Annotated in this window: 16 protein-coding genes; 4 read left to right on the forward strand and 12 right to left on the reverse strand. The window is 29.8% G+C overall.

From position 1 onward, the window contains the following. Positions 1–229: 229 nt before the first annotated feature. The gene (locus tag L1S49_RS08580; protein ID WP_238903570.1) at positions 230–1,114 is read right to left on the reverse strand and encodes a cobalamin-dependent protein; all 885 of its coding nucleotides are present in this window, start codon (positions 1,112–1,114) and stop codon (positions 230–232) included. Between the two features lie 151 nt (positions 1,115–1,265). On the opposite strand from L1S49_RS08580, the gene L1S49_RS08585 reads away from it, so the two are divergent. From L1S49_RS08585 to thpR, 3 genes are all read left to right on the forward strand, one after another. Next, positions 1,266–2,426, forward strand: a complete 1,161-nt coding sequence (locus L1S49_RS08585) for an ABC transporter permease (RefSeq protein ID WP_238903572.1) — start codon at positions 1,266–1,268, stop codon at positions 2,424–2,426. Further along, positions 2,419–3,126 (forward strand): ABC transporter ATP-binding protein, encoded by a 708-nt coding sequence (locus L1S49_RS08590; RefSeq protein WP_238903574.1) that lies wholly within the window; start codon positions 2,419–2,421, stop codon positions 3,124–3,126. Before L1S49_RS08585 ends, L1S49_RS08590 begins: the two co-directional genes overlap by 8 nt. A gap of 122 nt (positions 3,127–3,248) precedes the next feature. After that, positions 3,249–3,794, forward strand: a complete 546-nt coding sequence (gene thpR, locus L1S49_RS08595; RefSeq protein ID WP_238903576.1) for an RNA 2',3'-cyclic phosphodiesterase — start codon at positions 3,249–3,251, stop codon at positions 3,792–3,794. A 141-nt stretch (positions 3,795–3,935) separates the two neighbouring features. Here thpR and L1S49_RS08600 read toward each other — a convergent pair whose 3' ends face one another. Together L1S49_RS08600 and L1S49_RS08605 are read right to left on the reverse strand one after the other, a co-directional pair. Continuing rightward, positions 3,936–4,382 (reverse strand): YhcH/YjgK/YiaL family protein, encoded by a 447-nt coding sequence (locus tag L1S49_RS08600; RefSeq protein WP_238903577.1) that lies wholly within the window; start codon positions 4,380–4,382, stop codon positions 3,936–3,938. A gap of 110 nt (positions 4,383–4,492) precedes the next feature. Beyond that, entirely contained in the window at positions 4,493–5,500 is a 1,008-nt protein-coding gene (locus L1S49_RS08605) for a hypothetical protein (protein WP_238903578.1), read from the reverse strand. Positions 5,501–5,767: 267 nt separating this feature from the next. Between L1S49_RS08605 and L1S49_RS08610 the strand changes: the two genes are divergently transcribed. Further along, on the forward strand, positions 5,768–7,507 hold the full coding sequence (locus L1S49_RS08610) for an ABC-F family ATP-binding cassette domain-containing protein (protein ID WP_238903579.1): 1,740 nt from the start codon (positions 5,768–5,770) through the stop codon (positions 7,505–7,507). An 80-nt stretch (positions 7,508–7,587) separates the two neighbouring features. On the opposite strand, the gene L1S49_RS08615 is transcribed toward L1S49_RS08610, so the two are convergent. From L1S49_RS08615 to L1S49_RS08655, 9 genes are all read right to left on the reverse strand, one after another. Beyond that, the gene (locus L1S49_RS08615) at positions 7,588–7,806 is read right to left on the reverse strand and encodes a GNAT family protein (RefSeq protein ID WP_238903580.1); all 219 of its coding nucleotides are present in this window, start codon (positions 7,804–7,806) and stop codon (positions 7,588–7,590) included. Between the two features lie 12 nt (positions 7,807–7,818). Beyond that, positions 7,819–8,637 carry a M55 family metallopeptidase gene (locus L1S49_RS08620; RefSeq protein ID WP_238903581.1) on the reverse strand — a complete coding sequence of 273 codons (819 nt, stop codon included), beginning with the start codon at positions 8,635–8,637 and terminating at the stop codon, positions 7,819–7,821. 95 nt (positions 8,638–8,732) lie between these two features. After that, the gene (locus tag L1S49_RS08625) at positions 8,733–9,590 is read right to left on the reverse strand and encodes an AraC family transcriptional regulator (protein WP_238903582.1); all 858 of its coding nucleotides are present in this window, start codon (positions 9,588–9,590) and stop codon (positions 8,733–8,735) included. 15 nt (positions 9,591–9,605) lie between these two features. Then, complete coding sequence (locus L1S49_RS08630; protein WP_238903584.1) at positions 9,606–10,469, reverse strand: transglutaminase-like domain-containing protein; 864 nt, start codon at positions 10,467–10,469, stop codon at positions 9,606–9,608. Between the two features lie 159 nt (positions 10,470–10,628). After that, positions 10,629–11,453 carry a Cof-type HAD-IIB family hydrolase gene (locus L1S49_RS08635; protein ID WP_238903585.1) on the reverse strand — a complete coding sequence of 275 codons (825 nt, stop codon included), beginning with the start codon at positions 11,451–11,453 and terminating at the stop codon, positions 10,629–10,631. Between the two features lie 30 nt (positions 11,454–11,483). Further along, a complete protein-coding gene (locus L1S49_RS08640; RefSeq protein WP_238903587.1) occupies positions 11,484–12,107 on the reverse strand; it encodes a DUF1048 domain-containing protein in 624 nt (207 codons plus the stop codon). Continuing rightward, a complete protein-coding gene (locus tag L1S49_RS08645) occupies positions 12,100–12,432 on the reverse strand; it encodes a PadR family transcriptional regulator (RefSeq protein WP_238903589.1) in 333 nt (110 codons plus the stop codon). Before L1S49_RS08645 ends, L1S49_RS08640 begins: the two co-directional genes overlap by 8 nt. A 316-nt stretch (positions 12,433–12,748) precedes the next feature. Further along, positions 12,749–13,072, reverse strand: a complete 324-nt coding sequence (locus L1S49_RS08650) for a PTS lactose/cellobiose transporter subunit IIA (RefSeq protein ID WP_238903591.1) — start codon at positions 13,070–13,072, stop codon at positions 12,749–12,751. A gap of 11 nt (positions 13,073–13,083) precedes the next feature. Continuing rightward, positions 13,084–13,386 (reverse strand): PTS sugar transporter subunit IIB, encoded by a 303-nt coding sequence (locus L1S49_RS08655; protein WP_021800705.1) that lies wholly within the window; start codon positions 13,384–13,386, stop codon positions 13,084–13,086. Positions 13,387–13,409 lie beyond the last annotated feature (23 nt).

Consider the following 13,409-nt stretch of genomic DNA (forward strand, 5'->3'; position numbering starts at 1 on the left):
GATTGTTATATTAATTTTTATCAACCTCTTTAATTGGTAAAAGATAATGAAAGTAATTATCATTTACATCCCTGTATTATTTTATAGTGATTCGTAAAATTTGTCAACATTCTATTAACAGTTTGTTATAAAATTATTTTATTGTGCATAAGTATATGTAATACTAGCTTACATAAAAAAAACAAGTGGAGATATTTAAAGATCCTCACTTGCTTTTTTAATGCTATTATTAATTATTTATAAAGGAAATCAAATCCTCTACACTGTCTGAATACTGATCTGCACCAGTTGATTGCCAGAGCTTTGGATTATTTTTAAAAGCTCCTCCACCAACAACAATCTTTGGCAACTTACCCTTAACATTCTCTCTTATGGCTTCAATCATATATTTTACTGATTCTATATGATGATCTATTGTTACTGATATAGCTAATAAATCAGGTTTTTCACTTTTAACTGCATTCACCAAACTTTGAACTGGTACATTAGAACCTAGATAAAGTGATTTTCCACCTTCTATTTCTAGAGTATCTAAAATCATTTTAAGTCCAATATTATGAAGCTCTGCCCCAGCTGTTACCCCCATTACATAACACAAATTTTTCTTTTTTCTTTTCTCTTTACCTTTTATTTCTCTCATTAAATCCATAGTTACTTCAGAAATAAAGTGCTCCTGCCAAACATCTATCTTACCACTCTCCCAAAAAGTCCCTACCTCCTTTAATGATTTTTCAAAAATATCAAAATATATAGATTTCATAGGCAATCCTTGATGATATAGACCTATTACAAACTCTCTTGCATCTGTGCCCTTCCCTTCCAAAAGTAAATTTAAATATATTTTAAAAGATTCCTCTTTATTATTTATTAATGATAATTTCTTCTGAATTATACTGCTATTCTCTTTTCTACTCTCTCGTCCTAATAAATTGTCTAAAGATACCTCAAATATATCTGCAATTTTTTGAAGTTTCTGAGCATCAGGAACTCTAAGCCCATTTTCATAATTTGCAACAGTAGTTTGTGCTACTCCCAGTAAAGAAGCAAACTCTTTTTGAGTGTACTTTTTTAAACTTCTTAAATACTTTATATTATCAGAAATACTTTTTTCCATAGCAGTCACCTCTTCATATAATCTTAACACACTTTGAAATATTTTTATATTAAATATATTGATTTATTTCATATTGTAATATACTATTAATATGTAAATAATAATAGTTATTAATAAATAATGCAAATTAAATTATAAGGGAGCGATTAAGTTGAAAATTTCGTTTAAAATAGCACTCAGATTCTTAAAATCTACAAAAGGTCAAACTGCTCTTATAGCCTTAGGAATAGCAGTTGGTGTTTCAGTTCAGATATTTATAGGCTCCTTAATACAAGGGCTTCAGAAAAGTTTAATTGATAAAACAGTAGGTAATTCTTCTCAAGTAACCTTATCATCAGATACTTCTGATAGATTAATATCTGATTATGATAGCATAGTAGATAATATAAAAGAATCTGATTCAAGAATAAAAGATGTTTCTGTAGTATCAGATTCGCCTGCACTTATTAAAACAGATCTTAAAACATACTCAGTTCTAGTACGTGGTATGAACATTGATGATTCGGATAAAATTTATGATCTCAAAGATAGTATTTATGAAGGTAAAGTTCCAAACAACAAATTTGAAACGTTAGTAGGAAAAGATTTAAAAGAAGAGCTTAACCTTAACCTAAATGATAAAATTGGCTTAATAACTAACTCAGGTGATGTAAAAACTCTAATAGTAACTGGCTTTTATGACTTAAAAGTTGCTAGCATAAATAAAGCATGGCTTATAACTGATTTATCTTCTGCAAAAGAATTATTCTCTACTGGTGATAAAATAACTGGTATTGAAATGCAAGTAACAGATGTATTTAAAGCAGATGAGATTGCAACAGTTATAGGTTCTAACATTAATAGAAGTGATATTAAGGTTGATAACTGGAAAGATCAAAATGCATCATTATTAAGTGGTTTAAATGGTCAAAGCATATCAAGTTATATGATTCAAGTATTTGTTATGGTATCAGTTATATTAGGTATAGCTAGCGTTTTAATTATAACTGTAGTACAAAAATCGAAGCAAATTGGAATACTTAAGGCTATGGGAATTAAGGACAGTCAATCAAGTTTAATTTTTCTATTTGAAGGATTTTTATTAGGTTTAATGGGAGCAATACTTGGAGTGGCTTTAGGTTTAGGCTTAAGTTTTATTTTTACAAAATTTGCTCTAAATCCTGATGGAACTCCTGTAGTTGAATTATATATCAATTACAACTTTATAATAATATCAGCTGTTATAGCACTTATAGCTTCAACATTGGCAGCATTAATTCCTGCAAGAGGTTCTTCAAAATTAAATCCAATAGAGGTGATTAGAAATGCGTAATATCATTGAAATGAAAAATATAGATAAAGTATATGGTCAAGTACTTAAAACTCAAGTTTTAAATAATGTAAATCTATCCTTTCAAGAAGGTACCTTTAATTCAATTATTGGTGCTTCTGGAAGTGGAAAAAGTACACTTCTTAATATAATGGGAACCTTAGATAAACCAACTAATGGAGAAATATATATTGATGGAATAAGAACAGATACAATGAAAAAGAATCAATTAGCAGATTTAAGAAACAAGACTATTGGCTTCATATTTCAGTTTCATTATCTTCTTCCTGAGTTTACAGCTCTTGAAAATGTTCTAATGCCTTTTATGATAGGAAATTCAAAGCCTTCAAAGGAAATCAAAGAAAGAGCTAATGAACTTCTAGAGTTAGTAGGTTTAAGTAAAGTTAAAAACAACATGTCAACCAACATGTCAGGAGGCCAACAACAAAGAACTGCTATAGCAAGAGCTTTAATTAATAACCCTAAAATAGTACTTGCTGATGAACCAACCGGAAACCTAGATTCAGAATCTACTGAAAGTATTTATAATCTTCTTAGGGATATAAATGAGAAAATGAAAACCACTTTTATAGTTATAACTCATGATAATAGAATAGCTGAAAAAGCAGATAGAATCATTGAAATAAAAGATGGAAAAGTTACTAGTGACTTAATAAATAAAAACCTTCATATTGTACTTTAAGCTTAATAGGAGTAAAAGGTATTAGAAATTTTAAGAAATTTGCTAATCCCCTTTACTCCATCATAATTATTTGTTAAAAATAACTTATACACACTATCATTTGATGAAAGGGATATAAAAATATGAGAATCTATATTGCTATAGCTTTTGAAGATAAAGTTAAAGATTATTTGGAACAAATAACCTCAGATATAAAAAATCACTGCACCGAAGGCAGCTTTACTCGTAAGAATAACTTTCACTTAACAGTTTGCTTCATAGGAGAAGCTGATGATATTCAAATTGAAAAAATAAAAGAAGTTATAGATAAAGCAGTTTTAACTATTCCATCTTTTGAATTATCCTTAAGTAACTTAGGTGTTTTTAAAAGAAAAAACACCAATATTCTATGGATAGGCACAAGAGAAAGCTCCGTTCTTTCTGAACTACATAAAGAGCTGTCTACACTATTATCAAAAAACAAAATAGGATTTTATGATAAACTTTTTACACCTCATATAACCCTAGGACGAAGAGTTGTATTTAACGAAGAATCTATAGATTTGGATAACTTACTTCAATATGACCGAATTAAGATTCCAATAAAAGCAGTTACCTTGATGGCAAGTAAAGAAGTCAATGGAAAGTTAGATGGGGTTCCTGTTTATGAAGCTTCATTAAATAATTAAGTCAAGTTTGTCTTCTAACTAAGATTATTTAATATAAGAAATCAGCTCTTATTTTATATCATGCAGTAAATAAACTTGTTATAACTAAATAAAAGACAAAGGGATTATACGTTTAATCATATAATCCCTTTGTCTTTTATATTAAGCTTCCACTGGCAATTTCATTACTATTTTAGTGTAACTGTGTTTTTCAGTTGTATGTCCTGTTGCTCTGTGTGCATCATGAGGAAATGCTATGTAAAACATACCTTTTGATACAAGAATATTGTGACTCCTGTCTCCTTCGAAACGTTCTGCATCTTTTGTATCATCATATTCAATTACTGTAGTAAGATCTTTAATATCTGACCAAGCAACCTCTTCACTACCATCTACAAGAATCTGAATATCTATATACTTACGATGAGCTTCAAAAGTTCCCTCTTCTAAAGATTTAGTTTCACCTTTTTGAATCATGTAAAATCCACCTTCAAAGGTATACTTGCCTTCTTCAAAAACCTCTAATTGTTTTATAGCATTTAAACCAACCTCTAAATTAGGCACCATTGATTTATACAATAAGATATTGTCCATTTTATCGATTATCATAAACGTCTCTCCAATCTATTTATATGTTACAAAATCCGACTATTTTCTTACTAAATATTATCACATCTATTTCTAAAAACCAATATGTTCTATATCTATTTCATATATATTTAATTAATTGGAACTGTTATCTTGCATATTTTTCGACTTCCTCTTGTAAATACAACATTTAAGTTTTTGCTATCACTTTTAACCTTAAACGTTGCGGTTGCCGTGCATTTTTCTCCTATTCCAATATTTTCAGGTATCCTACTTTCCTCAGATGCTGGATATGTATCAACAATATTTCCTTCATCATCTAAAACTTGAAAGGCAGATTCACCAATATAAAGCATAGTAACGTTATTTACCCCAAAGCTTATATTTTCATAATTGTAATCTAAAACTACTTTATTAACACCAAATTCATACCATTTACCTGCACCTATTGCTCTTGCATCTTCAATAGTTAAATTATAATTTCCCAGTTCAGTTTCTACTGTAAATGGAGTATTTAAACTCATTGCTTGTACTTTTTCTGGATTTTGATTTTCACTACTGAAAGTATATTCATCAATTCCTAACAACAACTTCGATATTGCAGCACTTTCTTTAACAATCCATTTTTTATCAACCTTTTCCACATCAACATATGATACTCTATCACTATAAGTAACTTGATCTAAATATTTATTAACCAAATTATCAAAATAAGCATTTTTTTCTTTCTCAGATATTTGAACTCCAGAAAGAGCTTGCTCATGTATGTAACTAAAAGTTTCCTCCATAGCCTTTCCTACAATAATATTAAAATCCATACCTTTTATATTAGCCCTAACCCTAGCTCTATCCCCATCAATATTTTCACTCTCTATCTTATAATCTATACCCTTTAGCTTTTTCAATAATTTATTTTGAGTTTCTTCTGAAAAACTATTCCCGTTAAAATCTCTCTTAATATTTTGATTTGATTCTTCTTCCATCATGGTAAATAACTTTTGAATATCAGTATGACCGTTTTTAGCGTCTCCAAAGTAACTATGTGTAATAAAATCAGGGTTTTGCCACCAACATCCATATAGCATTGTTGTTGATATAATTAAAATTAAGCCCACTGCTAGTTTTTTCATTTTCTTCATAATCATGCCCCTTTTATAAATTATTGCATCAACTAATTTCATCTTAATTACATCTAAATTCTTTGTCAATGACTCTACCATAATTTATAAGAAAGTTTATTGTATGAAATCATTGAACTTAGTAAAAAAAGGTGTTATGCTATCAATGTTAAACTTAATAAAAGTCTTTTCAACATAAACCTAAGTGTGAAATTTAAATTAGTAAATTAATATACTAAAGAGCTTATTTTCATAGGCTCTTTTTTAATTGTAAAGAGAGGTAATAATATGATAAAAGCTTATAACTTATCCTATTCATATCCACAAAAAGATCTATATAATAATGTTTCATTTACATTAGAAGAAGATCAACATTGTGCCTTTATAGGAACAAATGGTAGTGGAAAGAGTACACTTATAGATATGCTAATGGATCCTGAAAAATATATGTTTGATGGTACCCTAGAGATAGACCCTAATTGTAGAATTGGTTATGTAAGTCAATTCCCTAAATTAGACGAAGGGAAAGATGTTACAGTTTTCGAATATATAGGAGAAGACTTCATTAAACTACAAAATGAAATAACAGCTATATGCACTGAAATGGAAACTTCTTCAGATATTGATACTTTATTAGAAAAGTACCAAGAAGCTTTAGATGCTTTTGACGCAATAGGTGGTAATGATTTCGAAAATACTATAGATAAACAACTAAATCTTACAGAATTGATTAAATATAAATATGCAATGATATCTGAGCTTAGTGGTGGGCAATTTAAGCTTATTCAAGTAGTTAAAGCAATGCTAAATAATCCAAGCTTGATTATTATGGATGAACCTGATGTGTTTTTAGACTTTGAGAACCTTAAATCCCTTAAAGATCTAATCAATTCACACCAAGGAACAATGTTAGTTATTACACATAACAGATATCTATTAAATCACTGTTTCAATAAAATTCTTCATCTTGAAAACCTGGAACTACAAGAGTTTGATGGAAGCTATATCGATTATAACTTCTCCTTACTTCAAACTAAAATTGAACTTCAAGAACTTGCTGCTGAAGATGATGCAGAAATTGCTAGAAACGAACTCTTAATAAAGAAACTAAGAGATATAGCAACTGATAATGCCGAAGCATTTAGAGGAAGAACACTAAACGCTAGAGTTAAAATCCAAGAAAGATTAGAAAAACGTAGAATTAAAGCTCCATTTATAGAGATTAAAGAACCTAATATCAATCTATTTACATACGATGAAATTAAAGAAGGTCTTGCTTTAGAAGTTAAGGATTATAGTGTTTCCTTTGATGATGTACTTTTAGAAAATGTTACCTTTGAACTTAACCCTACTGAAAAAGTAGCTATTATAGGTTCAAATGGTACAGGGAAAACCACTTTACTACAAGAAATCTTTGAAAATAATAATCCTGCTATCAAAATAAATGAAAATGCTACAGTCGCTTATTTATCTCAGCTTCAAAACAAAACACTAAATGAATCTAATACAATACTTGAAGAGTTCTTTGATGCTGGTTTTAAAACTCGTGATGATATTAAAGCTCATGTTTTAGACTATGGTTTTGATGAAGAATCAGTTAATCAGAAAATAAGTGCTTTATCTGGTGGAGAAAAAAACATGCTTCAACTAGCTAAAATCTCTGCTAGTCAAGCAAATATACTGCTACTTGATGAACCTACAAGTCACTTAGATACATATTCACAAATAGCATTAGAAAAAGCTATAAAAAACTACAAAGGTGCTATCTTAATGATTTCTCATGATTTCTATACCGTAGTAAACTGTATGGATTCAGTTTTAATCATTGAAGATAAAACCATTAGAAAAGTGCGTATGCGTAAATTTAGACAGAGAATCTATGCTAATCATTTTGGCAAAGACTACTTAGAAATTGAACAAAATAAAAAATCAATTGAAACACAAATAGAAGCAGCCTTAAGAGTTAAAGACTTTATGCTAGCAAAAGAACTATCTGAAACATTAGAAAAGCTGGTTAAATTACTATAATATTAGATAAATAAGCAACCCCTCCACAACATATTTTTCATTGTGGAGGGGTTGTACTTATAATCTTTTTGCATATGAAGTTAAATTACTAACTTCATAATTATTTCATCATCATCACGTTCTCCAGTATCTTTAAAACCTAACTTTTCATAAATATGAATTGCATGAGAATTATCAAAATTGCAAGTTAATAGAACATCATTTGAATTCCCAAAAGGTTTTGATTTTATATAGTTTATACATAATTTCAGGGCTTCTGTTCCTAATCCTCTCCCCTGGTATTTCTCATCAATCATCATATGCAAAGTAATCTAATTTATAGAACTCGCTATATGAATCATTGCCATTAAAGCCCTGTAGCTTTCTATAATATTATCTGCATTATACAAAACAACATTAGGCTCAATTAATTCTGTACGAGGCATAATTGATGCAACTTCAGCTAAACCACTATTTAAAAAACTAACCTTTAACTCAATTGAACCATTAACTGTAGTTGAAGGTATATTATCAACCTTTGATAAGGCTGTTTTAACCTTTTCTTTAATCATATCATGAACAATTTCTGGAGATATACACTTAGCAGAATATCTTCCTTGAGTTGTTTTTACGACAACTTTTTCTATTTTATCATTTATTGCTGAAACTTCATCAGATAATATGTTATCACCTGAAACCAAAACTACAGGAACATCAAAATAACCAGCAACACAAGCATTAATGCCAAACTCTCCAACACTCTTTCCATTAATACTTATATCTGAAATAACACCACCATGATATGAGTGAGCTAGAACACCTGGGGTATTCATCTTAGAATGATAACCTATCAGAATAACCCCATCATATGAAGCATCAATGCCTTCCATCATTCCAAGCCTTTTAGGTGTACCAGTTATTAAATTTGCTTTTTGATTTAAATCTTCTATAATAATGTTAGTCATAGGTCCATGCGAATCATTTACTACTATCTCCTTTGCACCAGCTTCAATAGCTCCCTCAATAGCTGCATTAACCTCTTTTGTCATAAGCATTCTTGCCCTTTGATAATCATATCCCTCTGGACTAAGCTGAGCTTTACTTACAACCCCACTTATTCCTTCAATATCAGCTGAAATATAAACCTTCAAGTTATCACTCCATTTCTCATCATATTTTCACTATTTATTACGTCTTCAAGAGTTTATTAAACATATAATACCATAATCAGTAACTTTATAGGCATTCATCTTATTATAATAGGTATATAAAGTTCAGCAACAAGCTCACCGTTATTATAAAAGTAATATTCGATATCATCAGTGTCTCTGTGTTTATAGTCTGATTCATTTAACCATACTGAATAGATGTAATCCCAAGTTTTTTGTACACTTTCTGTTATTGGTCCTATACTTCTAAATACTGCATAAAAGGATGGTTCTAATTTATGAAGCACCATACCCTCAGGAATATTTTCTATACTCTTAACCTCGTGACCTATCATATACTCAAAAACGTCTTCCTCTGAAAATATACAAATCCCCATAATTTCATTAGTATATTTACGTTCTGCTATTTTTTTACTCTCTTTTTCGGTATTCCACTTTTGCCAAAACAATGGTATATCTTGAAGATTACTACCATCTGCCTTTACCTTCCACTTCTTACCTACTACATATCTTTCAGGAAGCTTTCTAAATAAAGGTGTTAATCCTTCTTTTCTTAGCTTCAGCTGAAACATCATGTAATCAAAATTCATTGGCTCTCTTATAAAATAAAGCAAATTATCTCTTCTTACCTCTGAAGGTTTTCTTCCATAGACTTTTTCAAAGGCTCTACTAAATGCCTCTCTTGATTCGTACCCATAACTTATACCTATTTCCACAATAGACCTATTTGTACCCACTAGCTCCTTTGCAGCTTCAGTAATTCTTCTCTTCCTAATGTAATCCTTGATTGAGTCCCCTACAACCCCTTTAAAAATACGATGAAAATGATAAAGAGAATATCCTGCTTCTTTTGCAATAGAAGATAAATCAATATCATCCTGCAAGTGACTTTCTATATAAACTAATGCTTTTTCCATGGAATCTATATAAGACATATTTATCCCCTTATTCTAGACTATTATAACCTTTCCTAAATCCTCAGGTACTTTTATCTTACCATTTATCTGCACATATTTATATAAGGAGTCATAGTTAATATCAACATTCAGAGCAAGTCTAGATAGATTATCCATTACCTCATAGTCTTCCTCGCTCCACTTTTCTATTGCCATACTTTTATAACCTTCCCACATATCCCATGGCTGCATTGGAATCTTTAATAATGAATTAACATCTAAAATTAAGTTGCACCTTAAATAGTCATATCCCCACCATTTAAAAATTCCAAATAACTCTGGATTAATTAATCCTTCTCTACACATTAGCCAAGCTCTTGGTCCTGTTATAAAATATTCTTCACCTACATCTAAAGGGTTAAAAGGAAGCTTTAGTGCCTTTTGTTGAAGCGTATCTAGCTGAGCATCTACCATTACCCACTGTTTTTTATCTTCGTTCCAATATTCAAGAACCCAATGATCAATATATTTTCCTTTTTCAAAATAACTAGCAAAACCGCATCTTGCTCTTGCAGGAATCCCAACCTCTCTGCAAAGTGCAGCTGAAGCTACAGAAAAATCTCGACATATTCCTATCATTTTATTTTCATTAGGCTTTTGCTCTGATATATGATTATATCCAAGTTTTTTTAAGAAAATCAGCTTGTCTTCAAAGCTTCTTATAAAGGGTTCTCTCTTTCTTTCCTCTGTAAGTTTTAATCCATAAGCTTCACTCCAATGCTGATGAAGCAATATATTTTGAACATAATCCACAATAGTTTTTATGTCCTTTTCTATGCCACTAACCATATGTTTCATTGTTTTAATTTCTGTCATAATATCATGCTCTTTATAACGTCTAAGAGTATCTTCCATCATAATAATCACTCCTATCACTTTATTAATAACTAAGTAATGTAATTGTATCATCCTAAAAATGATGACGAGTGATATTTTATGCGGTTTTTATTCATATTCAGATTTAGTAATTTCAGCACTTATTGGAAAAGTATTTATATTAAGGTCATTCTCCTCTAATTAACCTAATAAATATTTTTCAATAGCTTCTACGCACCCATCATTATTATTATCAGCTACAATTACAGAGGCTAATTGTTTAATATTTTCATTAGCATTATCCATTACAATAGCTAGTCCAGCTTTTTTTAATGCCGCTATATCATTATTAGCATCCCCAACTACAATAGTTTCATCTAATGCTATTTGATGATATTCACAAAGTTTTTCAAGTCCTATCCCTTTATCAATCCCTTTAGCTGATATTTCTAGCGATGTTGTTTCAGCATCAGATAATTCAACTTCTAAATTACTATCTAATATTCTTTGTCTTGTTCTTTCCCTTCCTTCACTAGAGGTGTGATAGATATTCAATTTTTCTACAGGAAAAGGCTTTTCATTATACTGTGAATATAAGTTTTCCCATTTGTTAGTTACTCTCACATACATTTCTTGATATACTTCCATATGATAATCATTCATTTTATCAATCTTATCTTTTTCAACAATTGAATCTTGTGATAACAAATGAACCATATTATCTTCATGGCTTGCAATGTCCAATAACTGCTTAACTATTTCAATATCTAAGGTCTTTGAGTAAATCTTTTTATTATTTTTTCTATCAAACACCAATGCTCCACTTACACAATTTAAATACTGTATATTATCAAGGACTTCAAAATATTCTTCTAATTCTGCTGGACATCTTCCTGTATTCAATATAACAATCTTTCCCTTTTCCATTGCTTTATTAATGGCTTCAATACTTTTTTGAGATATTTTCTTTTGACTATTTAATAATGTTCCATCCATATCAAATGCTATTAATTTATAATTACTCATATTTTATCCTCCTGATTTTCATAATTGAAACTATAACCATAACTGAAATATCGTTGCATCTTTCCCTTTAAAGAATCTATATGTTAAGTAGTTTCCTAACATCATAATTACTAGTACTATAAACGTATATATCTGATCTATTACTACAACGTAACTTATAAGTATAAAATAATTAATAATAGCAACTACTAACACAAATAAACTATATACAATTACTACATTTATAATCTTTTTCATGCTCCCTTTACCCTTTATTATTGCTTTCCTTAATCCTCTACTGAAAATAAATCTAATTATAATAGAGTCAATTATAAACATAGTCACCAGATTTAAAGTCATTTGTATATCAACTAAATAACTTAATAACGAGTAAGTAGCTGACATAAATAATGCCCAATTCATACCCTTTATTATATTGAATACTATTTGATTTTTAAATTTCTTTGCCTTTATAATTTCCCTGCAAAACTCTTCTATATTATCCCCTATAATATTTCTCACATCAACTCCATCATTCTGAGCACTATTTAATAAATCTTCTATATCTTCACAGACCTCACTTCTAAAATAGCTTGGCAGATTGCTAACTGACAAATACATTACTATACCAGTATAAGCATCCTTATATTCGCCTTTTAGTAGGCTATCATTCATCCCTATTCCCCCCTATTATACTATTCACATCAACATATAGCTTCTTCCAGTAACCTATAAAACTTTTAAGCTCCTGATATCCATCATATGATAAAGTATAGTATTTTCTATCTATCCCTGTAGGTGATTTCTTCTTCTCTGCAACTATTAGTCCATTCTTTTCGAGCCTAAGCAATAATGGATATAATGTTCCTTCCACAATATCTTCAAATCCACTCTTTTTTAATCTCATTAATAATTGATACCCATATGTCTCTCTTTCAGAAATTATACTAAGTACGCAGCCCTCAAGAATCCCCTTAAGAATTTGAGAATTATTATTCAAAATAAATCCCTCCCTTACCTTGTAATACAAAGTATATTTATATTATATAGAATAACACTATGTATTACAAGGTATAATCAATATTTATCCAAATAGCCATAATATATTTAAATTTAACCAACAATAAAAGCAAGCGACTATGTGTAAATACAATCACTTGCTTTATTTTTTCATATTATTATATTAGCGCTATCTGTGTAGGAGTATACCTGATAAGTTCAAAAGATCTCCTTGCTGTCTAACTTATAATTCATTGTAACTTCCAAAAAACTAAAAAAATACTTATAAAAAGTCGAGGATTCACCTCGACTTTTTATTACTTGTTCTTTAAATCATTAATTTCAGTCTGCATATATAGCATCTCTTTAGCTAAAGATAAAATTATTTCTGATGCCATTAATTGGTCTTCTGCATGCATAAGTATTAGTGAAATCTCTTGTTTATTGCCCTTTGCCTCCTCTTGTATAAGTTGTGCATGTGACTTATGTCCTTCTTTCAAAAATGAAGCTGCTTCTTCAAGTAATTTATCTGCTTCTTCTTTTTTTCCTTCTCGTCCTTTAATTAATGCCTGAATTCCCATGCTCTTTGCTGTTCCAACATTACTGATAATATTGAAAGCAATTAGTTCCATTCCGTCCATCTCAAACCACCTTATTTTATTAAATCTATAGCTAAAGCTAGAACTTTATCTGCATTCATTCTTCCATAATCAACCATATTAATAACTTCTACTGGTATCTTATTTTCTACCGTTTCTTTTATACTATCTTTCATAAATCCAATTTGAGGTCCTATTAGAATTACATCTGAGCTTTGCCAAAATTGAGATAAATCTGTTGATGGTATAGCCTCTATTGTTACCTCTATGCCTTTTTGTTCAGCTACTTTCTTCATCTTTTGTACTAATATTGATGTTGACATTCCTGCATTACAAACTAACAATATCTTTTTCATTAAAGCATCTCCTTTTATCTATT

It is taken from the genome of Clostridium sp. YIM B02506 (assembly GCF_022324845.1).
GTDB lineage: Bacteria > Bacillota > Clostridia > Clostridiales > Clostridiaceae > Clostridium_T > Clostridium_T intestinale.

Excerpts from the sequence above, each read along its gene's own strand:
- L1S49_RS08580 (WP_238903570.1), bottom strand. The coding sequence starts at position 1,114 with ATGGAAAAAAGTATTTCTGATAATATAAAGTATTTAAGAAGTTTAAAA.
- L1S49_RS08590 (WP_238903574.1), top strand. The coding sequence starts at position 2,419 with ATGCGTAATATCATTGAAATGAAAAATATAGATAAAGTATATGGTCAA.
- thpR (WP_238903576.1), top strand. The coding sequence starts at position 3,249 with ATGAGAATCTATATTGCTATAGCTTTTGAAGATAAAGTTAAAGATTAT.
- L1S49_RS08600 (WP_238903577.1), bottom strand. The coding sequence starts at position 4,382 with ATGATAATCGATAAAATGGACAATATCTTATTGTATAAATCAATGGTG.
- L1S49_RS08605 (WP_238903578.1), bottom strand. The coding sequence starts at position 5,500 with ATGAAGAAAATGAAAAAACTAGCAGTGGGCTTAATTTTAATTATATCA.
- L1S49_RS08610 (WP_238903579.1), top strand. The coding sequence starts at position 5,768 with ATGATAAAAGCTTATAACTTATCCTATTCATATCCACAAAAAGATCTA.
- L1S49_RS08615 (WP_238903580.1), bottom strand. The coding sequence starts at position 7,806 with ATGATGATTGATGAGAAATACCAGGGGAGAGGATTAGGAACAGAAGCC.
- L1S49_RS08625 (WP_238903582.1), bottom strand. The coding sequence starts at position 9,590 with ATGTCTTATATAGATTCCATGGAAAAAGCATTAGTTTATATAGAAAGT.
- L1S49_RS08630 (WP_238903584.1), bottom strand. The coding sequence starts at position 10,469 with ATGATGGAAGATACTCTTAGACGTTATAAAGAGCATGATATTATGACA.
- L1S49_RS08635 (WP_238903585.1), bottom strand. The coding sequence starts at position 11,453 with ATGAGTAATTATAAATTAATAGCATTTGATATGGATGGAACATTATTA.
- L1S49_RS08640 (WP_238903587.1), bottom strand. The coding sequence starts at position 12,107 with ATGAATGATAGCCTACTAAAAGGCGAATATAAGGATGCTTATACTGGT.
- L1S49_RS08650 (WP_238903591.1), bottom strand. The coding sequence starts at position 13,072 with ATGGACGGAATGGAACTAATTGCTTTCAATATTATCAGTAATGTTGGA.
- L1S49_RS08655 (WP_021800705.1), bottom strand. The coding sequence starts at position 13,386 with ATGAAAAAGATATTGTTAGTTTGTAATGCAGGAATGTCAACATCAATA.